General features: G+C 38.0%; 16 protein-coding genes. 9 read left to right on the top strand and 7 right to left on the bottom strand.

Annotation, left to right across the window (positions count from 1 at the left end; all coding sequences use genetic code 11):
* The first annotated feature begins 10 nt into the window (after window positions 1-10).
* The 6 genes from G5B43_RS18785 to G5B43_RS18760 all read left to right on the top strand — a co-directional run bounded on the left by G5B43_RS18785 (window position 11) and on the right by G5B43_RS18760 (window position 11,676).
* The gene (locus G5B43_RS18785) at window positions 11-1,393 is read left to right on the top strand and encodes a PIN-like domain-containing protein (RefSeq protein WP_165296345.1); all 1,383 of its coding nucleotides are present in this window, start codon (window positions 11-13) and stop codon (window positions 1,391-1,393) included.
* 68 nt (window positions 1,394-1,461) lie between these two features.
* The gene (gene dptF / locus G5B43_RS18780; protein WP_148919012.1) at window positions 1,462-3,195 is read left to right on the top strand and encodes a DNA phosphorothioation-dependent restriction protein DptF; all 1,734 of its coding nucleotides are present in this window, start codon (window positions 1,462-1,464) and stop codon (window positions 3,193-3,195) included.
* The gene (dptG, locus tag G5B43_RS18775) at window positions 3,192-4,664 is read left to right on the top strand and encodes a DNA phosphorothioation-dependent restriction protein DptG (protein ID WP_165296344.1); all 1,473 of its coding nucleotides are present in this window, start codon (window positions 3,192-3,194) and stop codon (window positions 4,662-4,664) included. The genes dptF and dptG overlap by 4 nt, the downstream gene beginning before the upstream one ends.
* A complete protein-coding gene (dptH, locus tag G5B43_RS18770) occupies window positions 4,636-9,792 on the top strand; it encodes a DNA phosphorothioation-dependent restriction protein DptH (protein ID WP_165296343.1) in 5,157 nt (1,718 codons plus the stop codon). The genes dptG and dptH overlap by 29 nt, the downstream gene beginning before the upstream one ends.
* 13 nt (window positions 9,793-9,805) lie before the next feature.
* Window positions 9,806-10,438: a hypothetical protein gene (locus G5B43_RS18765; RefSeq protein WP_148919009.1), complete on the top strand. Its 633-nt coding sequence runs from the start codon at window positions 9,806-9,808 to the stop codon at window positions 10,436-10,438.
* Window positions 10,439-10,440: 2 nt separating this feature from the next.
* A complete protein-coding gene (locus G5B43_RS18760) occupies window positions 10,441-11,676 on the top strand; it encodes a DGQHR domain-containing protein (protein ID WP_148919008.1) in 1,236 nt (411 codons plus the stop codon).
* Window positions 11,677-11,692: 16 nt separating this feature from the next.
* Here the strand turns inward: G5B43_RS18760 and G5B43_RS18755 are convergent, their stop codons facing one another.
* From G5B43_RS18755 to dndC, 4 genes are read right to left on the bottom strand one after another with little or no spacing between them, the layout of a single operon-like run.
* Window positions 11,693-12,511, bottom strand: a complete 819-nt coding sequence (locus tag G5B43_RS18755) for a restriction endonuclease (protein WP_165296342.1) — start codon at window positions 12,509-12,511, stop codon at window positions 11,693-11,695.
* Complete coding sequence (locus tag G5B43_RS18750; RefSeq protein ID WP_148919004.1) at window positions 12,508-12,897, bottom strand: DndE family protein; 390 nt, start codon at window positions 12,895-12,897, stop codon at window positions 12,508-12,510. The genes G5B43_RS18755 and G5B43_RS18750 overlap by 4 nt, the downstream gene beginning before the upstream one ends.
* Window positions 12,881-14,968, bottom strand: a complete 2,088-nt coding sequence (gene dndD, locus G5B43_RS18745) for a DNA sulfur modification protein DndD (protein ID WP_148919003.1) — start codon at window positions 14,966-14,968, stop codon at window positions 12,881-12,883. Before dndD ends, G5B43_RS18750 begins: the two co-directional genes overlap by 17 nt.
* 8 nt (window positions 14,969-14,976) lie before the next feature.
* A complete protein-coding gene (gene dndC / locus G5B43_RS18740) occupies window positions 14,977-16,341 on the bottom strand; it encodes a DNA phosphorothioation system sulfurtransferase DndC (protein ID WP_187444081.1) in 1,365 nt (454 codons plus the stop codon).
* Between the two features lie 421 nt (window positions 16,342-16,762).
* On the opposite strand from dndC, the gene G5B43_RS18735 reads away from it, so the two are divergent.
* The 3 genes from G5B43_RS18735 to G5B43_RS18725 are packed head-to-tail and all read left to right on the top strand — an operon-like array spanning window position 16,763 to window position 20,970.
* Window positions 16,763-17,413 (top strand): hypothetical protein, encoded by a 651-nt coding sequence (locus G5B43_RS18735; protein ID WP_165296341.1) that lies wholly within the window; start codon window positions 16,763-16,765, stop codon window positions 17,411-17,413.
* Between the two features lie 30 nt (window positions 17,414-17,443).
* Window positions 17,444-17,830 carry a (deoxy)nucleoside triphosphate pyrophosphohydrolase gene (locus tag G5B43_RS18730; protein ID WP_165296340.1) on the top strand — a complete coding sequence of 129 codons (387 nt, stop codon included), beginning with the start codon at window positions 17,444-17,446 and terminating at the stop codon, window positions 17,828-17,830.
* Entirely contained in the window at window positions 17,821-20,970 is a 3,150-nt protein-coding gene (locus G5B43_RS18725; RefSeq protein WP_206367426.1) for a DUF3427 domain-containing protein, read from the top strand. Before G5B43_RS18730 ends, G5B43_RS18725 begins: the two co-directional genes overlap by 10 nt.
* Window positions 20,971-20,998: 28 nt before the next feature.
* On the opposite strand, the gene G5B43_RS18720 is transcribed toward G5B43_RS18725, so the two are convergent.
* The 3 genes from G5B43_RS18720 to G5B43_RS18710 form a co-directional block, all read right to left on the bottom strand.
* Entirely contained in the window at window positions 20,999-21,157 is a 159-nt protein-coding gene (locus tag G5B43_RS18720) for a hypothetical protein (protein WP_165296339.1), read from the bottom strand.
* Window positions 21,158-21,522: 365 nt separating this feature from the next.
* Window positions 21,523-22,527 carry a hypothetical protein gene (locus G5B43_RS18715; RefSeq protein ID WP_165296338.1) on the bottom strand — a complete coding sequence of 335 codons (1,005 nt, stop codon included), beginning with the start codon at window positions 22,525-22,527 and terminating at the stop codon, window positions 21,523-21,525.
* A 5-nt stretch (window positions 22,528-22,532) separates the two neighbouring features.
* Window positions 22,533-22,793, bottom strand: a complete 261-nt coding sequence (locus G5B43_RS18710; RefSeq protein ID WP_165296337.1) for a hypothetical protein — start codon at window positions 22,791-22,793, stop codon at window positions 22,533-22,535.
* Window positions 22,794-23,053: the final 260 nt, after the last annotated feature.

The raw sequence follows: 23,053 nt of genomic DNA, 5'->3' as shown, positions 1-23,053 counted from the left end.
ATATTGATTTATGCGAAATAGATTTAGTGAGTATTATAAGTTAAGTGATGAGGATCTAAAAGATCATTGGGAAAAAGACATTTTTTGCTTTGACACTAATGTTTTGCTGAACTTATATCGTTATTCACCTAGTGTCAGAGATGCTTTCTTCAATTTACTAGAACAAATAGGTGACCGCATTTGGATTACCTATCAAACGGCTTTTGAATATCAAAAAAACAGGCTGTTGGTTATAAATGCACAAAGAAATGCATATAAGCGAATTCGAGACACTTTGAACAAGAAAAAAGGTGAGATAGATGCTGAACTTAATAGTTTTAAAAAGCACACCTACTTGCAGTCGAACAAGCTAAAAAAACAAATTGAACAGGCTTTTTATTCGATAAGCAGTGATTTGGACAATTTGGAAAGGCAACACCCAGATTATCTAGCTGTTGATCCTATTTTGGAAAAGCTAACTGTTCTATTAGAGGGAAAAGTTGGCTATGATCTTCCTACAGCGAGTCTGGAGCAATTATATCGAGACGGCAAAAAAAGATATGACGACAAGATCCCTCCTGGATATATGGATATGAGGGAAAAGCAGAATCAAGGCAATCGTTCACTATATGGAGATATTATCGTTTGGAAACAAGTTATAGAAAAAGCAAAAGAAATTGACAGCTCTATAATCCTCGTTACTGACGACTTAAAAGAAGATTGGTGGTATAAATTCAACGGAAAAACAATTAGCCCAAGGCCCGAGCTGATTAAGGAGTTCCGGGATGAGACTAAAAAAAGAATCAATATATATCAAGCTGACCTATTTCTTGAATTGGCTAATAAAAATCTTGCGCAGAAGACTGCCAAAGAAGTGATCCAAGAAGTTAGAAGCGTTCGCTTCGCCGATGAATTCGAAATATACAAAAGGGACTTCGACGATATTGAAGACAAAAGATTATACTGCCAAGTCTGCGATCCTGGAGAGGATTATCCACTCGTAAATTACTTGAATATTTATGAACCTGAGGATATAGAAAACGAAAACGTTGTTATTGAAGATCCTGACCAATTAAAGTTTGACTTTGCTGGTCAGATTGAGAATCAAAAGCGAGAACATATAACAACTGTTCAAACCGCTGAATGTGCGTGGTGCGGAGAATTTCACATAATTTGTCAAAATTGCCACGAGACATTACCAACTTCTGCCGATTCTCCTATCATTATATGTGGCTGTGGAATAAGATACTATTTCGACCATAGTTATGCGCGAATTAAAGACGGAGAAGGGTATGAAATTAGGATAGTAAAAGATGAAATCCATTGTCGAGGTTGCGGTAATGAGATCGAATTTACAGATTTTACAGGGGACCATATGTGTTATAAATGTGAAAATAAGGCTGTAAACGAATAAAAACATCTAATGATTAAATATCAAATAGTTTTATTCTAACAGTATTTTGAATTAAGAAACAGTAGTAAATGAACACACATCCACTAATAACCGAGTTACAAAAGCTCAAAGAGTCCTCTCGCTTTGCCATTGCGCAAGGAGGGAAATACGATTTGGATGATTTTAAGAAGTACCTGCATATCGAGCGGGAAGTAGAGAGCCAACTGAAGCATATCATCGTTGAGAGTAGCAAACGGGAAAATGCACAATTGGTATTAGTATGTGGAAATGTGGGGGATGGAAAATCACATATCCTCTCCTACCTCCATGGTGTCATTCCAGATGAAATGGGAAAGTTTGTGATACACAACGATGCTACCGAATCACACAACCCAAATGAAACATCGAATGATACCTTGTATAAAGTTTTAAACGGATTTAAAGACGAGAATATCAAATCGTCAACAGATAAAATAATACTCGCCATCAATCTGGGTACATTGAGTAAATTTCTAGAGGTACATGGAGCTGAATTCCAAAAACTATGGGCATTTGTGGAAGATCAATCCATCTTGGATAACGCAAAGGTAAGCGCAAATGTTACTAAAGAGAGTATTAACTTTCGACAAATTAACTTTACTGACTTCCACTTATATTCGTTGACAGATGACGGACCGATTTCTACGACCATAAGTGAATTGTTGGATAAAATAGTAGCCCCCGAGAGTAGCAATATCATCTACGAAGCGTATACAAAAATTAAGGATCAGCCGGAATTTGTAAAATGCCCGGTCAAATACAATTATGAGTTCCTGTTAAATACCGAAAATAGAAAGCTAATTACCCAACTTCTTATCCAGGCTATAGCGCAAAACAAAGAAATCGTGTCTGTTCGCTCGCTACTCAACTTCATCCATGATCTAATCGTACCAATACAGCTGTCTTCCACGAGCGAAACTGAACAAAAAACGACAGTTCAACAGCTCTCGGAAAAAGAGTTTGTCAGTGCTCTTATTCCGAACTACATATTTGAACATGCTGATCTATCGAATATTTTCAGCAGGCTCTCCGAACTCGATCCGTGTAATATTAGAGACTCAGAAACCGACGAAAAACTACTAAAGTTACAAAGTGCTGATAATCCTATCGATCTTTTTGCACAGGATATCAACACAGAGCTATATGGCAATGTCGTACATCAAATTAATATACAACAAATTAATAAAGATGTCATTTCCAAGTATTTTGTTAGGCTACTTTTTTTTCAAAACGGAAGATCACCAGAAAAAGACATATTTCTAAAGTATATGACCTGGTTGTATCATTTTAACCGGGGGGACGTAAGTTATTTAGGGAAATTATATGAACTAGTCGAGAACGCAACAAAGAAATGGTATGGCGACCCTAAAAATGGAGATAAAGTTATTTTGCGGACAGGTAGACGACAGACGAAGTATCGTGTCTTTAAAGACTTTTCACTGCAACCGCAGCCTGTTATTCCAAATGAAGGAGGGAATGCAGTTTTACACCAATTTGTCCAAGAATTTGTGGTACGTTATGTTTCTCCAACCACTATTGACAAAACGATCCAAATAGCCATCGACTTTAGTCTATTCAGAACATTACTAATGATTCGTAATGGTTATAGGCCAAACAAAAAAGATAATAACAATTTCATCTACTTTGTTTATTTCATCAATGAGGTCACACAAGAAATTACACAAAATACCTTATACATTGACGAAGTGAATGTAGGAAAACCTGTCGATTACAAACTGACAAAGAATGCATTTGGCGGTTACAAATTTGAACGTGTATCATGAGAAAAATCGAATTGCAGTTGGAAGGGAAGTCGGGCTTGAAGAGCCGTTCATTAAAACAGAACGCATTTCAACACCATACGGGGTATCAGGTCAATATTTTTCCTTTTAAAACACAACCGGGTGGCCATATCTTTAAAGCGGATTTCTCTTCTTTTCAAGGGATAATGGGAGATGTAATCAGACTTTCGCAGAAAAAAGATATGCACAAGCCAAAAGATAATGTTTCATATAAAGCAGATCTTAAAAGCACTATACTGCGAAACGCCTTACAAAAAGTCGACACGAATGAAAGTCTTCATCTGGAGGACATTTTATCCAAGCTCTATTTTGATACTGAAGATGGGCTTTTCAAATACGACTTTAACGTGATCTCCTATATGAATTTCATCACGACTAAGGCAGCCATCAAAGATATCCCAATATTCATATCGGATGTGTTTATTGAGGGGAACGATCGATTCAAGAGTTTACTATCGAGCAAGGGGAATGATAATATATTAAATCAACTCATATCGGAGTCCTTACCCGCTCAAACCGAAAGAAAAGAGAGTGAACGGGATAAGCGTGTCTTTAAGAACATGATTCCTGCTGTCGTCAGCATATTTCAGAAGGATTTTAATTTTCTGCTAGACAATAAAGAATATTTTTTACAGAACTTTGAACAATTTTTTAAATACTATTACTTCTTCTATTTCTCCCAACTCGTATTAAAACTCCATGAATTTGGAAGGGAAACCTACACGATTAAACCAATATATTTTTCTCTGGAATGGGAAAATCTTTCGGAATCTAGAATGGGCTTACACAAACCGGGATGGCAAGAACTTTCCAAACAATACGATCGGGTGTTTGCCCACGCGAATACACTTGAATTGATCAATTATATTCGTGTAGATGATGAGATTTTGGGTGATTATGATGAGATATCATTTCGCTACAACGCTTTCGAAGATGAAGAAAAAGATGCATTTAAAAATTGTCTGACGGAACTGCTGGATTTCTACAAAGTAGAAGTGAAAACACTCATTCCTCCGGCAAACTGGGGTGAATGTCAAGCGCAGTTAGAAGCATCGCTTGAAAACAGAAAGTTTGACGAGGAAATAACGAAACTAATTTATTCTCTCTGGTACACCATCCGATACCAGTTTGAAAATGGAAAACGGAAAAAGCCATATAGAGACTATGCCTTATGGATTAGCACATTCGCCAAAGAAAATTTCACGAAGTCAGGTGGCCGTTTAGGCCCCAAATTCGTACTCACGCAAGAATTACTATTATTCCTAACCAAACTATGTGTTGGAGAGCAACAAAAAATACGTTTGAAGGATTACTGGACCAAACTTCAGGAACGTGGGCTAGCATTTGACGAGACTTCGAAATTGGAGATCGTCAAGTTATTTGAACGAATTAATTTAATTGAGAAAAAAAGTGATAGCGGTGATGCACAGTACATTAAATCCTCTTTATAAGTATATATCCCAATTGATTGTTGAATTCTTGACCATCCAAGAAATTCAACCCGGTGAGCGGTATAACCTGTACATGGAAGAAAAATCTAATGTTAGACAGTTGTATGAGGCACTTCGTAAAGAAGATCCATTACGTACCCACCAATTTGCCTACAAACATCCAGAGGGTAGTGATACTTTCGAATCATTTACCATCCAAATCGGTCAAACAAAAGTATTGGTAGCATCGAGCGAAAATGCAACTGAAGATTACTTCACCATGCTCAGAAATTGTATTTCAGACCAATCAGCGGGTTTCGAGAATACAGCATTATTTATTCTCTACAGCCAGAAACTGGAAAGTATATCGGGCGGAAGCGGCAACTTAGAGAAAGATGGAATGCCCCTGCATTACCTCAGTTTCCGAGACCGTGTCTCGCGTGACATTGATGAAAGTAGCTCGTTAGAAACACACGAAAAGGAGATCTTGAAATCCGTTCTCAAATTCAAAACAAAAAGCGTATTAGAAGACAACAACTCTATCTTTGATTACGAATCTGTCGTAAGCATCCTGTCCAAAGGAAGAATAGATACGGAGGATTTCAGAAAGTTAGGGCTTTTTCCACACGAAGAACTGGCCTCTAAAGGAAATAAGATAGAAGAGGATATTCAGAGAAATTATAACTTATTTGGAGAGATAGAAAGTATTTTTCTAAACGGCGACCCGGAGATAGAGCTAAAGGAACGTCTGCCCGATAACCAATACTCAAAATTCGTCAAAGGCGACTGGAAAAACACAGATTATACTGATATCTCTAAATGGCTAGAGTTCGAAAAAAATAAGGTTGCACCCGAAATAGTTTCGGTATCCTGCAATACAGATGATGTCACGCTGTGGAAACGGACAGATGGATCTACAACGGCAAAAAAAAGACAATATAATTGTATCCTGTTTAACCCCGAACAACGTGAAAATATTTCATTAGAAATAAAGTTCGATCAGCGCACAAAAAACCAAGGCATAGCGTATAGAGGAAAGGCATTGAATGTCCAAACAAGTGGATTCAACCTCATTATTACATTTTTGGGGAGCGATAACGATACAAGCCCTTTTCATCTTGTAGAATATAAAGATCCGGACTCAGGAAAAAAATATACGTTTAGACTTTTACACGTACATTTCGAGTCTTATTACTTGGCACAATTTGAGACGATTTTCTTATTAAAGTCTAGCACTACCGAACCTGCGTTATCCGTGCAAGATGACAATACGTTGGTATTCAACGAAGGTGCACAGACATTAACAGAAGATCAACTGGAGTATGGAAAGAATTATAATATCTCTGAAGAAGTTGGACTAAAACTATTTTGTGATTATTACAATATACCAGAAGAGGAGATCTATTTCAACATAACGATTGAAGATACAGAAATCCCGATCCATATTAAACCTGATTTCGAGCCACCTCGTCCGATAACTGGTTTAGACGTGTGGAAGGAAAAACGGATTAATAAAGCGGATTTCCGCTATAAACAAGAAGAGGAAGTTATAAAAATTCAACTTAAAATAGATCAACAGGAAAGGACAGTAAGTGGCGATTTTAGAAAGAACCTTGTTATTGAAGATCTTATCACAAAAAGTGACGCCTACAGCTGGATAGAGAATAGTAACGGATCTATTTCAGAACTTCCTTTAGACCTACCGCAAAACATCCAGCACGCTTTTGATGAATTTCGCGCAATCTTTCGGAAAAAGAAAGCTCAACCAAGTCTCGCATATTTGACGGATGCGGAACAGAAGATCGCAGCTTACTATGTACAAAACGTGTTAGAATACATTTCTAATTTCGACGAAAGTCAACCGCTAACAGTAGAACAAAAAAACGTTTTCCAGCTGGGTGTGCTACGTGAAAGCTCTGGGACAAAAAGAATAAAACTTAGTCCATACCATCCACTCAATGTGGCCTATCAATTACAAGTGAATGAGGTTTTGGATCATGATACGAAGTGCTATAATGCCACTCTAAAAAGACTAACACCAAGTAATCTATTACCCTACATACAAGGAAAATCGAAAGAAATTTATATTCCCGCTGAATCAGCGCACTCGCCGGAGTGGACATATTATTCCATATACTCCGACACAAAGCAGGGAATCGCAAAAAGCTATATTTCTGATCTGATTGCGACGAAGTTAAAAGATTTTAAAAACAACTACAGTATTTTATTTGATCAGTCCACACAGTCTCCTGTCAGAATCAATATCATCAACCAAGGGGATTGTAAAGAAGTGCTTCACGGGATTTTTGAATTCTATCGTACGGAACTAAACTACAATAAGGATAAGCGTCTGATGGATCTCATACCGATCGAAGTTTTCATCTACGGTTCAGAAAATCTAGTCAATAAATTCGAAGAATTGGCATTCTATACATCGATCAATGAAATTGAAGAGCAACTCGGAATCAATCTAAAAACGAATGCATTTGACAAAGAAGACTTGCTCAATGCTTTTTTTGATAAAGTAAAGTTCTATTCCCGTGCATTTCCAAAAGACAATAACAACTTCGAATACGCTCACATCACATTTTATCAATTCGACACACAACAGTCCAACTTTTCATTTAATAATATCAGTGATGTAAAAACAGGCTTATCATTGCGTGGATTACTTTCAGACGTTTCATTTGTTGCGCACCAAAATACTTATCGCACAGGTTTTGGCACAAAGTTCCTACCCAAACAGATGAATACATTGACGGATCTGGCCATGCGTTATAACTCCTTTGCCAAAGTCGCTTCAAATGACGACCCTTATGATTCCAGTAAAGCACTCTGTACGACCATCAGCTATACGCTCCGCACAGAGCTGGAGCGATTATATGCTAATTCACACTGGGTGACTTACATAGATCCTCGAGTAGATCTAGACTTCTTCAAGGACAATACGGACTTGGTAATCGTCCATTACAGTGATCAGTATACAAACTCCAGTGGTTACGATGCGATTACAGTCAGTAGGAAGACGGAGCAATACGCTTTTGTGGTGAGGGAATTTCTTTCCCGTCACAACGTCGCCTACAATGCCAGTACAGATACTATCCCGATTATTAATTTCTTTAATGCTATTAATGGAGATTGGCTACTGGGCCTAGTACGTCAACGTAGCCACTTCCCTAAGGAAAAACTCAGTTTACTGTCTGGGGTAAAAACGGCGCTCGCGTTTCTTTATACCCCCGATATCATCTGGGTGCCTATATCGCTCGAAGAGATTTTGCGTGTATCCGGAAATGTTGGCCTCACGAAAGAGGAAGGCTTGTTTTCTACAAAAAACTTAGGGGGCATCGGGTCATACAGTGACGATTTATTGATGATAGGATTGGAGATGAATAATAACGAGTTGTCAATGCACTTTTATCCGGTCGAACTAAAAGCCGGCGGATCAAACATTGTTAAAAAGGGGAAAATACAAGGTGCCAAAACTGCTGAATTGATATTCGAACATTTGTCTGAAGATGGTTTTGTTGCGGAGTTTTACAAAAACTTCTTTGCTAAACTGGTGTTAACCAGTGTCGAAAAAATGAAGCTATTTCAAATATGGGAAAGTCAGGATTGGGATACAATTACAAACGATTATCGAGCTCAACTCTTAAATAACGAATTCACCATTTCGAACAGTCTCAGTCCTTTCATTGGGGATTTCGGCTTGATCTATTTTGGAAAGGGTGCTATAACTCGTACATTAAAAGTATTGGACAACTGCATGGAAATTACACTTCTGGAACAAGATGGTTATGATTTCCTTGTTAAATCAGTCGATCATCTCATAGACTTGTTTCACCATTCCAAGACCACGATAGATACATCGAGGTTACTTGCATCAACTTACAATATAGACAACATTGCTAATCAGGATTCAGATGTTATAAAAAGAGTGCAGGCTGATGAACCGAGTACAACCAACAATACCACGGCTCCTAATTCGTACCTAATAAAGACAGAAAAAATCGCTCACGCAACTGGAATGAAGATTCTTTTCGGCACCGATCTTAACAAGCAGACACCGGTGATTTGGGAACCGAATAACACGGATAAGGTAATGCACACCAATACCGGTATTATCGGAACCATGGGAACAGGGAAAACACAATTTACTAAATCCCTCATAGCGCAAATGCAGAAAAATGCAGATCAAAATCCCGGCAATGAGAGGTTGGGTATCTTGATCTTTGATTACAAAGGTGATTATGTAAAGGACGATTTCGTTATCCCAACGAATGCAAAAGTGTATGAACCGCATCAGTTACCTTACAACCCTTTGGCCCTAGACGCAACTGCTAGATCCAAGCCTATGCTTCCATTGCATACGGCAAACGACATCAAGGAAACTGTTGCAAACGCCTTCAACCTCGGAAACGTTCAGAAGCAGAAGTTACGCGATATCATCGTTGCCGCTTACGAAAGTAAGGGTATAGAAAGGGCGAAGAGAGATACATGGTCTAAGCCCTCTCCTACCTTAGGCGATGTATGCGATATTTACTTAGATGATCCGAATATCGCTCATGACAGTTTGTATGCAGCTATTTCGAACCTGTCGGATTTCGAAATCTTCGAATCAGATCCTGCCAAGACGCAATCTCTATACTCATTGATAGATGGTGTAGTCGTTATCAATTTATCAGGTTATGATGAATCCATTCAAAACCTTATAGTCGCCATTACCCTTGATGCATTCTACACACAGATGCAACGACATGGACATAGCTCAATCGAAGGGAATTTACGCCAATTACGGAAAATAATCTTAGTCGATGAAGCTGATAACTTTCTTGGAAAAAACTTCCAGTCATTGAAGAAGATACTAAAAGAAGGTCGCGAATTTGGTGTCGGCACCGTCCTTTCTACCCAATTTCTTAATCACTTCGCAACCGGAGAAAATGAATACTCAAATTACATTTTGACTTGGGTAATTCACCGTGTGAACGAAATAAAGATGAAAGAGATAGAGTCTCTTTTCGCATTAGATAACAGAATACAAAAAGAAAACCTCCTCAAAACGATTAAAGGTCTTGAAAAACACCAAAGCGTAGTGAACCTTGCGGGTTCGGAACCTTTGGTGATAAGGGATAAAGCGTTTTGGGAGTTATAAGAATAGTACATCAATGAACATAGAAAAAACTAATAACTGGAAGTTAATGAAGTCCTTTTTGAAGAAAAGGCGTAAAGACCCCTGGGCAAATCCCAGTTATGTGCTCTATTTTCTCATCGTTATCGTTTTAGTCGGAACCTTTGGCGTATTAAAAGATATAATTGAGATGCAATGGTGTTGGTTTTGTGGCTTTGACGACATCAAGGTTAAAAACTTTTCTTTCAATGTTACCAATATAAGTTTGTCTCTAGTTACAGCCTCAGTAATAGACTTAATATTTATAACAAAAAAAACAGTGAGGGGTGAATCAGCTGAGACTGACGAATTACGGATAGAAAGCATTAAAAAAAGTATAAGAATATTTGGCTTAGGTAGCCTAATCGTCACGTTTGTTATATGGATAATAGTTAATAATTTTATAGCAGAAAATATAATTAAGATTATTCTATCTATAATATGCCTGCTATTTTCTTATTTCATTTGGTGGATTTCAAGTGTCAGAAACAAAATACTCCATGACAGGTTTAATCCTTTCAATACTTTAGGTAAGGAAAGAACGAATAATTCTGGACCTGAAAACCCGAATGGAGGAAGAGAGGAAGGAGCGACGCTTTCTGGCAATATTACAGATTTTAAAGTAGATTAATCATGTCATTGAAATACAGAGTTATAGAAGTTAACCAACCATTAGGAACGTTTTATGTCTTTAAAATATCAGCATTCGATTTAAGGCAATTGGTTGATACAGAACCATATTATCTGAGTCTGGAAAATAACATATTTGAAAACGACGGTGTCCAGAGAAAATTTGACGAAGACAGAGGAAAAGAAATCGCAAATTTTCTAAAAAGTACAGAAAGCGCTTTGCCAAATTCAATAATTATTGCAGGAAATACAAAGAATTTCGAGGAAACAGATCAATGGAGAGTTGAAAAACAGAATATTGGGGGATGTACTGACGACTATCTAATAATACCTGAATTAAAAATAAATGGAGCTGTTATAGATGGTCAACATCGTCTGTTTAGCTTCAAACACCTCAGTAATGATGAACAAAAGAAATATGAGTTACTTTGCACACTATATTTAGATTTACCAAATCCATATCAAGCCTATATATTTGCTACCATAAATATGAATCAGCGTAAAGTAAATAAAAGTTTAGCTTACGATTTGTACGGATATGACTTAAGCGAAGAAGAATCTAATAAATGGTCACCTGAAAAATTAGCTGTATTTTTAAGTAGAAAATTGAACACTGATGAGCATTCGATATTTAAAGGCCATATTTTATTAGCCGCGAATAATGATGAAATATTAAGTAAACTGTCAGACTCTACGCCTATTGATTGGGCAATTTCCACTTCTGCAATGGTAGAAGGAATCTTATCCTTGATAACCACTAACGCTAAACGAGATCGTGACACACTTCAAATGGTCTCCCATGATCATAGGTTTAGATCTGTTTTATCTGCAATAAAAAGTAGTGCGCCATTAAGAAAATATTATATTGAAAATAATGATTTGCTCATTTATACTATACTTATAAATTTCTTTAAGGCCAGCTACAATGCATTATATAAAGAAGGAACAATTTTATTCAAAACTGTAGGAGTTCAAGTCCAATTCGTTGTATTGAAAAAGATCTTGCATCAACTTGATACGGATAAAAATATAAGCATTGATTACTTCCAAAATGAGTTAATAAAATATTTTTTTAACGTGGATAAGATTGATTTTACTGACCAGTTTTTTCAGTTCTCTGGCATTGGCAAAACTAGAATGAAAAACGTCTTACTAATCAATATGGGGTTAATGACCATAGACGAAATAAAAAACAAAAATGATTTCCACGAATACAGAAGACTACTAGGATATGAATGATTGTGATTTGAATAATTTATTTTTGAAAAATAAGATCCAATGCATTTGAATAAATTGGCAATTCAATTTTTTCTACGCCAAACTCTTTCTCCATCATTAGTTCAACAATTCCGTGTCCATCGACTAATATAATGGGAACTGCGCCCATTTGAAGTGATGCATCCTTTGCTTCTTTAGAAAAATTTGAAGTAGTAAAAAATATGCCTTGCTGAAACTTACCTTGTATATCTCCCCTAAATTGGCTAACCTTGGGGCGACCAACGGTCTGAGCCCATCGCTTGCATTCAAACGCAACCTCCATCGTAGCAATTCCAATCTTTAGCTCACCATAGCCATCAATACCACCATCCCTAGTTTTCCTAGTTACTTTAACATTTCGAAATCCATATACCACTAATAGCTTTCTGCAAAAATCTTCAAAATCCTCAGGATCAACACTGCCTAGTTGCTTTAGAAGATTCTTTTTAAAAATTACATTAAATTTCTTTTGAAGTTCGGTGATTTCCTTATATGGAAGCATTTCCTTCTCAGGTTTCTTTTCTTTATGATTATTCTCCTGATACGATTTGTCCTTGAACCAAAATGTACCGTCCTTTAAGAAGATAAAATATTTCGTTTTACTAGAAGACTTAACATTAATATTCTCACTATGTCTTCTAAGAACCGTTCTAACAATATGCTCCGGATCTTCCGCTTTAAAAATATATAGGTTTTTCTCAACTATTTGCAGATAAATCTCCTTAACTCCCAACGGTTCATTTCTATCATTGAGAACTTTAAAAATCGCCTCCTTAATTGTATATTTCTTCTTATGACTTGCACTTATACTTATCATAAATTAATACCTTTTTCAGTTAATTCTACAAGAAAATCAAATCCATCGATATTATTAACTTTCTGAAATTCGTCATTGATAAGGTATAAACCATCGTCCAAATGAAGTTTCACATATTTAGCCAAATCCTTATCCGTCTTATAGATACCATAATGCACACATAACATACCGATATAGACATCGTAATGATCTCCAAACAAAACCGATCGAGAATATTCCTTTCCGCCTGAATCAGCGAGTTCGTTTAAATCTAACTTACGATCCATTGACAAGGAATAAGTGTAGGCCATTCGGGCTATGATATTTTCTGTACCAAGGTTCAGCTTACGAGTAAGCTGTGCCACCACATCTTTATTTTCTTTGCTCGTCTTAACCTGCGTAAACATGCTGCTCACTTTCTATTTCGTTAAACAATTTATCTACCGGCACTGCCCTAAACTGTGAATACCCCTCCATATTGTCAATAACATACACATTATTTACATTCTCTTTCAAACTGTCATATTCGATCTCGGACAGTTCTTTTTCGAGTAATGGGAATAGTACAACCTGGTCAGAGATAGTCGGGTAAAACTCCTTGATGATGTTCTGCGAGTGAAATTTATCGAATTTCTGTAGAGGACTGTCAATAAATACTGGGAACTGGATACCAGATTCGTCCACCAGTGCTTTTAATAAAGCCGTTGCATAAAGTTGCTGCTCGCCCTTGGATAGCGATTCTTTATCAATAACATGACCATTCTTATCCAGCAAATCAATATCCATCACATCGCCTTCGACATTAACCTTAACATCTTTGACGAAATCATTCTTATGCATGATCCTTCGTAAACCTAACAGAATCGATTTTTGCAAAGAATATTTTTTGTCTTCCTTGATTCGCTGTATAATCAGGTTGATCCGAGCCAAGAGCTGTTGTGTGACCTCACTCTTGGCTCGATCAGCATCAATCAGTTCAAACTTCTTTTCATATTCGGAAAGCACCCTATGATTGACAGCCAACTGTATTTCAAGGTTATTCGACTCTTCTTCAAGCTTACCTTTGTCAGTAGCCAACTGAAATATGCGTTGATCTATCTTTTCTTTATCCTCTCGAAGTTTTTGAGCCAAAGGATTGTCTTTTCTAGCCTCCGCTTGCTTAAGCTTGTAATAAACTCTAGATATAGCCAGGCGGTTGTTTTTATCCTCTTGTACAATATTGGTAAACTGGCTCTTAAAACCATTCTGAATATTGAATAGAATTGCTTTGAACTCTCGATATTGTTCGGGGCTATAGTCTAACAGTATCTCAGCTTTATCCCCCTCTTTATGTCCTATTCCCTCCGTCAAAACTTGTTTGAATAGGTTGCCAATACTTTCACTTTTTTCATTGGGAATTTCGAGTAACCTCAGTCTTTCGATAAACTTCCTCTGGAAGTCATCCAATTGTGCCGGACTCACATAATAATCTGTAGAGGCCTGTTTTTCTATATCTAGTTGCCTATCCAGTTCAATCAGTTTTTTCCCTGCCATCACCAATGGTACAAGATCAAACATTTTCTTTAACCTAGACCGAATGCCATCACCAATATTTCGGAGTTCAGCATGCTCTTCTTTAAGCTCTTTTAATTCCTCTAAAGTTATACCATTACCCTCGCGAATCAACTTTTCTTGCAACGCATCAGACAGCAACGTTAGCTTTAAGAACTCTTCCTTTACGTGTAATTGCTCTTCTAAATTATGCGCTACCAAAGAATTTATCTCTTGCTCCTTATCAAGTAATTCTTTTAACTTCTTCTCTTCGTCTGGCTTAGCACCATTACGACGAAGTTTTATCAGGAGGGTTTCGAGATTCTTTTTTAAATCTTCGTATTTCTTAATCCCTAAAACTTCAGCATACGCACGGCTTAAATTTTTCAGCTCAGCTTTCGATTTGGCTTCAGCTAGTGTGACGATCTTCTCTGCGTCAAAGAAAAAGAATTTGGCAATTTCCCTAGGTAGTATAAAATCATTTATAAAAACTTCATAGCCTACCTCTTTTGTTAACTCGTTTTCTAAACCATCAATTAAAACGATGAGACTTTCTGACTCTGTAGCCAAATCATAGGATCTTCTGATAGTAACCGAGTTACAAGGAATTGAGGGTATCGATAGATTCTCAATATCAATTTCTACAGAGAATTTAGCAGACAAAGCAGGATCATTCTCGAATGCTGCCTTCACGTCGCGATTTAATAATGTAATCAAAAACTTCTCATATCCTCCGGCATTCTTAATATCTCTTCTATATTTTTCTTCAACCTCTGCCATCATCTTTCCATAAAACACCCAGATAAGTGAAGTGAGAAAAGTGGTTTTACCAAAACCATTTCTGCCCGCAATGATACTGATGTTCTTTTCAGATGAGGGATTGAATTGGACTTGGTTTTCTCCCTTGTAAATTCTGAAATTATGGAATTTGATTCTTCTAATCTTCATGTTACAATTTATTCCGCTGTTTCTTTCGCGAACTTTTCTATCCTATTTTCTATGTCATTATGCAGACCATATTTACTAATGAGCAAAGTTTTAGTCTCTTGTAACGATATGAGATTATCAATGAGGTTAAAGTATTTCATATCATCCTCACACACTTCACGCATAATGCGTTTCTCGGTATTATCTAATGACTTAATATTATTTGTACTGAAATCTCGATCATAGATTGTCCGATATAACTCACCCACGGTATGGTCAAAATACATATCGCGATTCCATATCACCTGAATAGCTATTAATTCTTGATTGTTAATGAGCGTGACATCAGGTCTTTCTTTTTGAATCTCTTTCTGAACCTCAAGCAATCGCTTTAATATTTTATATCTGTAGCCGGCTGTATATGTTCCGTTGTTTTCGCCGTCCTCGTTAACGGCTTTCATTCCATTTCTACGTTGATCCATCCTATTTTCCGGAAGGTTTCTTTCCTCAACCAACCAGTTTCTAAAATCCAAAAGAGGCTGCATCCAATCACGGCCATTATTGACTAAAGAAGTCATGGATTTATCGTTCTTAACTACAGTACACGTCCAACAACCGAATCGGCTCTGCCCACATGAAGTATGATTTTTGTCCGTCACCACTGTTGGGCACTCGTAATCATCTGAACTGGCGTCAGCATAAATTTGGAACAACACATTATTGTCGAATCCCCATGGAGAAGGTACCGCGTTAATAATATACCATACCTCTTCTAGCATCAATTCTTTAATCGGCGCGTAGGTATACGTATTTGGCGACGTTTGGTGTTTGGATAATCGTCTTCCAGTGACCTCATGTCTTCTGATAGAACGTTCGCGCGTTGCACTCTCGTCATATCTTGTACCAAGAAGTACAATGGCCTCTCCCATTTCGTCTATTTGCTCTAACAGAAAGTTAGATGTTGGTTTAATTTTCAACTTATCGGTGCACCAGCGAAATGAATTATTAGGAACAGGATACCCCTTGCCAATGACATTAATCCAAAATGTTTCTTCTAACTTTGGAGTGGTCTTCTTCACAAAAATTGGAAGATCCTGGTTTCTCGCTTCGGCTTCTATCTTCTTTAAAACTCCTTCCACATAAAAAGCTATAATCGGATTTTCAACCATAGTATCATTACAAACTACATAGACCTTTCTCCGTAACTGGAATGGATATGGCATTTTTTCTCTAATTCGCAATAACGCTATCCAAACTAATGTAAGTACAACCGTAGAATCTTTTCCACCACTAAATCCGATAATCCAAGGTTTATCTGATCTATCAGCGTAAGCGTACTGATCTATAATATCATCGATAATAGCTTCTATTCTTTTGCTTTTTATTGTGTACATACTACCCTATAGAGATGAAAATAATTTTTATTCAAAATTAGCTATTTATTATCGTTAAAAATAGGAAAAATACGACTATTACCTTAACATGATCAATTAAAAAGTTATAGACACTGACAGCTTTTTTCAACAAATATCTCTCTGAATTTGATCTTAGCCGATTAGCTTACAGCGATCTTGTACATTTTCGGACGTTGGAAAGCATGGTCCTGCACAAAAATAGTTTGGTTTTTTGTATTCTCTTATTATGAAACAAGAAATAAGACTATAGATTAAAAATCAAACAATTATCACACAAACTATCATTGCGCCACTATTTGCATTCTATAATATTTCATTTAACTTTGCAAGAACAGTACACGCCACGCTACCCATCAGAACAGCGTCCCAGGGCGTGTCTTTTGCTTTTAACCAAACCAATATGAGAATTGACATGGCTAACTACTGTTATAATCACATTATTTTTGACGGGACTGCCGAGAGCCTTTATGGACTAATAAAGTTTATCAACGAATCCATTAAGCAACACGCACATGACGATACAAGTCGCCTTGACTTAAAACGCCTAAGCCTATCACAGGTGAACGATGACCTGATAGCTGTATTTGGCGCGCGAAATTTTGAGGTCTGTATCCTAGAATACAATAGTGGCGAAGGAAACCGAGTCAACGTCTTGCACAGCATTCCTACCGACACAGATAGTCTAGCGACTTGCGGCCAGCTAATCCTCACGGGAGAATCGCCGTGGTTACCGATTCATGGCCTGATAAGCATCTTATGTAAAAAATTCAGCCTACGAGCCGAATATGATTATGAAGAAGGGTGCAACTACCTGGGGCGCGCTTTCTTCAATACAGATGGCTCGCTACGCGAACGTGAATATGATAACTATTGGGAAGCCTTGGCGGCACTTGAACCAGACCGTTATCAAAATACCGCAATGGAGGATTTTGAACAATTCGAAGACGTTGCGGAGTTTTCGGATTCAGAGATACTTCTTTATGCTCCGATTGCGATAAAAGACAAATTGCTACACGATTATGAGCAGTACTATAGCTTTGTTGATAGGTAGGACGACGAATTTTGCTATATTTAACGCATTATGCTTTACGTAACCTGTGCCATCATAGAACACAACAACAAAATCTTGATCTGCCAACGATCCGAACGGATGAAACTTCCGCTGAAATGGGAGTTTCCCGGTGGCAAAATTGAAAACGGAGAAAGCAAAGAAAATTGCTTGAAAAGAGAAATCCACGAAGAGCTAGGCTTGGAGATTGAAATAGAATGGGTGCTCACTTCGGTGGAGCACCAGTACCCTGAATTTTCGCTCCGCCTCTACCCTTTTCTTTGTAAATGGACTGGTGGTTCGCTGGCTATTGCCGAACACGTACAAGCTATCTGGGTCAATAAAAGCGAATTACAAAATTACGATTGGGCAGAAGCAGATGTGCCTATTGTGAATGCAATCACGCAATTATGGAGTTAGGAATATACGAAAGCTTAATCACCGAACAGCTCAAGCAACGTCTGGCTGAACTGGACCGCAAGCAATATTTTGTCGCGGACGATAAAAAGCTGGATAGCGAAGAAGCAGTCTTTTATTTAAGTGCACATTTAAATAAGGCCATTTCCAATGCTTTAAAAGCTATTAAAGTGGAGAAGAAGGATCTATTGGTTACCAAACAAATAGAGATATCGAATAATCTACTGAGATACCTTACACAGCAGATTAGCCAATATAACTTTGAAGAGGATTTGCTTGATGCAGAAGGGCGTATTTTACAGGGTGTATTAGATCAATTGCATTCTGATTATACCGACATCCGCCTGCATCTAAAAGAAATTACACCATTATCCCGCCTCACACAAAGCGAATTGTTCACAGGCGGGAACGTTGGTCTTTCTCTGGATGGTGAACTTAAAAAGGAAATCCGATCTGCCGACCGCGTGGATCTATTGGTTTCCTTTATCAAATGGAAAGCAATTGTCATTCTGAAAGATGCATTGGAGGAATTTACCAACCGTGGCGGTGTACTCCGTGTGATCACCACCACGTATATGGGTGCTACGGATGCGAAAGCCATCGAGGAGCTTTCCAAGCTTAAAAACACAACGATAAAGGTTTCATACAACACCGCAAACGAGCGCTTACATGCAAAGGCTTATCTTTTTTATCGAAACACCGGATTCCACACGGGATATATCGGTTCTTCCAACTTTTCGCGCTCGGCATTGACGGATGGGCTAGAATGGAATGTGAAGGTTACAACAGCGGAGATACCGCATATCATTGATAAGTTTCAGAAAACGTTTGAGTCGTACTGGAACAACGCGGAATTTGAGCTGTATACACCGGAGAAACTGGTCCGTCTTGATGAAGCATTGAAACAAAATAAACTAGGAAAAAGTACGGACGAAATTGTTCAGTTTTTTGATATTAAACCATATCACTACCAAGCGGAAATTCTAGAAAAGCTAAAGGTGGAAAGAGATGTGCATAGCTCGTACCGCAACCTCGTAGTCGCCGCGACAGGCACGGGAAAGACGATGATCTCTGCATTTGATTTTAAGAATTTTCTTAAAAAGAATCCAGAAGCCAAATTATTGTTTGTAGCGCACCGTATTGAGATTTTAAAACAGTCTTTGAACACGTTTCGAAATGTATTGAAGGAATTTAACTTTGGCGAGCTTTATGGTGATGGTTATGAACCTAGAAACAAAAACAATGTATTCGCGACCATTCAGACGCTGAGCAGATTGGATTTTGCTTCCTTTTGCCCTGCTGATTATTATGATTACATCGTTATTGATGAAGTACATCACGCCGAAGCTAGTACGTACAAAAAGGTCACGGAATATTTTAAGCCTAAAGTGCTTTTAGGTTTGACCGCGACGCCCGAACGCATGGACGGCAAGAGTATTTTGCCAGATTTCAACCACCGCATCGCAGCGGAAATTAGATTACCGGACGCGCTGAACAACAAATTACTGTGCCCTTTTCAATATTTTGGTATCTCGGATAATGTGGACTACAGCAGTGTTGCCTGGAGAAATGGCCGATATGATACGGAGCAGCTGAGTAATATCTACACATCGAACGATACACGTGTGGCTAATATTATCGAAAACCTCGTGACATACTCGAAAGATTACCGCGACGTTTGTGCTGTTGGATTTTGCGTAAGCCAGGATCATGCGAAGTTTATGGCGCGTAAGTTCAACGACGCCGGGTTACAGGCGGACTATCTGATTGCTGAGAATGCAAATAGACGAGCGGATGTATTAAATGCACTCCGACGAAAAGATATTCATTATTTGTTTGTAGTGGATATTGTGAACGAAGGCGTTGATATTCCGGAGATTGATACGGTATTATTTCTAAGGCCAACCGAGAGCTTGACCATATTTCTGCAACAGCTTGGTCGTGGTCTTCGCCTCCATGATAACAAAGATATATTGACCGTATTGGATTTCGTAGGGAATGCGCGTGATGAGTATGATTTTGAAAATAAGTTTAGAGCGTTAATAGGCAAAACAAATACAACGATCTTATCGGAAATTGAGCGGGATTTTCCGCATCTACCGCTGGGCTGTTCGATCGTGTTGGAGAAAAAGGCGAAAGAATATATCCTCGATAATATCAGGAAAGCTACACAGCTAGGTAAGCGCCAATTGATAGCGCGAATCCAAGGATTTCGCAACCATACGGACAAGCCATTTACATTGGCAAACTTCTTAAAGTTTTATAATCTGGAGCTCAAACACATTTATAAACACCACCTATTCTCCAGGCTTCGTGCAGAGGCTTTCGGTAGGGGTCTGGAGAGCGCAAATCTGGATCGTTATAAAGCGATGTTAACGAAAAAATGGATGGTGACGGAATCGCTTAGTTACTTCCGGTTTCTCCTCGCTTTGATCGATGTTGATTTTGATTTAACCCAACTTGCACCCACAGAGGAAAATCGCTTGATGGCGCTTATGCTACACTATGATTTTTATCAGACGGCTACCGATGAGATGACTTTAGAGGAATCCATAAAAACCATCGGCTTGAATAAGGATCTCGTGGCGGAGATGAAAGAGTTTCTGGAAGTGAAAATCGATAAGATTGGATTTGAAGAGATTCCTTGTGTGGATTTGGGCTATGCTTTCCCTTTACAGATCCACGCATGTTATACAAGGGAACAGATATTGGTCGCGATGCGCTTAAGTACACTGGGCAAGAAAAGCTCAAACCGGGAAGGGGTAGCATTGAATAAAGCGCTAAACACAGAAGCTTTATTTATCAATCTGAAGAAAAGTGAGGAGGACTTCTCTCCTACCACGTTGTATGATGACTATGCCATCAACGAGCTGTTGTTCCACTGGCAGTCGCAAAATCAAACGGCTGACTACTCGGAAAAAGGTCTGTCCTACATCACCCAAAATAAAACTGGGAAAAAAATTCTTCTTTTTGTGAGGGAAGCTATCCACGATGCGGACGGTTTTACGCAAGGTTATGTGTTTATAGGCCCTGCCCACTACGTAAGCCATACGGGATCGAAACCGATGTCTATTCAGTGGAAGCTGGAGGAACCTATTCCGGAGTATCTTTGGACGGCTTCGGCGAAGATGGTGGTGGGGTAGTCTGGCTCTTCCGTTACGCTTTAACTTATCATTTTAAGTACCGATAAATATCTATGACCAGGCCAATCAGCCCACCTATTAAAATATAACTCCAGTACTTACGTAAAGGTAACCAACCGTCTTGACTGGCATATTTTGCCATCAATCCAAGTGCGATAACTGCTATAGAAGTGATTATGGATACCATATTATACAAAAAAATAAAGATAACGATTAATATAAATATGCGCGCATACATACAACAGCGGAGATATTTATTCATAATGAAATATTGCATTATGCTGTTAGGATTATATTTCGTTAAAATTTGTTAAAAGGGCTTTACAAAAATAAGAAGGCACAGGAATTGATAGTATTTCAGTAATTCATAATTTAGGTTAATAATTGGTTAGTTAGTAAAAATCCTGAAGCTCCCCGCTTCAGGATTTTTTGTTATACTTGCTGCAAAACTTGTCCAAAAAATAATTTAAAGTAGAAAAAGCCACACTGAGGTGACTTTTCTAACTTGCTACAATGTTAAATAGCGTGTGCATAGTCTATGGTGTTCATTTCTTATTCAAAAGGAATCGTTGAACCCACTCGAATTTCTTGATGAATATATTCAGAATTTCCACATTCTGGGTCGATCACCCGAGCTTTAATATTCAAAACATACACTGGTGTAATAGGATCATTGCTATTAGGTTTGGGAGGTGTTGATAAAGTAAATCGATTATTATCCAGCCTGGTAAAGGTTACACTCGGAGCCCCCTCTTTCACGATCTCCAAGGTGCTGTTTGCATCCACAGTATTCACAGTGAACGTGTAGCTTCGAGACCAATCCAAACTAAAGCTGTTACCCGTTATGGAAGTGGGGGCTTGATTCCCTATTCTTATATTTTTCTCATAGGTATTTGATCCCACCAAAGACTTTAAAACCACCGTTCCAACGGCGTTATTTATTCTTTCAACCTTCCACTGATTATTACCAAGATTTGTCAAGTTAGCTACTCCTGTAGCATTTTCCAACGATATAGTCCCGGGATTGGTTATCGTATAGATTCCCTCGTCGCAGATTTGATCGGGGCCTGCGAAAGTAGTCGCTGGAATAGGCGGTTGGTACTGCTGAGTTTGATATGTTTTGGTCGCATAAAACCAGTTTGTCCAATCATCGTATCCGCCTCCATTTATTCTAAATCTATATTTAAATTTTAAAACACCTTCTTTTTTATTTTCTTTTAAGGTAAAAGACGAGTTGATGAATGGTGTTGCAGTACCATCAAATGCTGTGAAGTTAGCTTGTGTCAGGGCGATGGTATCAGATGCAGCATATTCTAAGCCATTATTGTCAAAAACAGCTAATGCTAGCACTTGAGTGGGATTGCCAACGTGCCCAATATTGCGACCGATTACAACAGAAAAATTTATTGATGTATCGCCTACATTACTGAAATAGTGTATTTTACCGTTATTGAGGGCTGAGCTGTTTACATTAAATAATTCAACATATACATTTGAGTTCTGTGAGTATCCTATACTCACAATGAGCCATAGTAAAAAAGTTATATAATTTTTCATAACCATTAATTAAATAGCCTTAAAGCACTTATTCTGCCATCTAGATATGGACGTATCGTAAATGTAGTGTCTTCCTTGTTATATATCAAGGAGTCTACCGAAACCTGTAAATTTCGAGCCATTTCAGACCGTAGGTAGTCAATGGTGTAAAGCTTCCCTTTGATTTCAATGGTTTCTTCTTTAGTGTTTTGGGTAGTGTCATCTTTCTTGCAAGCTGCAGATACAAAACACCCCAGCGCGATAAGTGTTAGGATTTTTGTTTTCATGTTTATATGATTAATTATTATCTAAAGATAATAAAACCTCAATTGTAAACGCCCTACTTAAGTAACGATCTCGTTACCTCTTGTGAAGTTAATTCTACTGGTGCGTGTCATCATTCGGCAAAGGTAACATGTAATATCCCCGTATCTCAGGAGGAGTTTCTATTTTCCCTGATTTTATCATCGTAATGAATTTCTCCATGTGTCGAGGAAGTAACCAGGTCTTTTTGCCTTGCATTTTCCAGCTGTAAATCGTCAGCAAT

This window comes from Sphingobacterium sp. SGR-19 (genome assembly GCF_011043555.1).
Lineage (GTDB): Bacteria > Bacteroidota > Bacteroidia > Sphingobacteriales > Sphingobacteriaceae > Sphingobacterium.
This window is presented reverse-complemented; position numbering and strand designations above follow the sequence as displayed.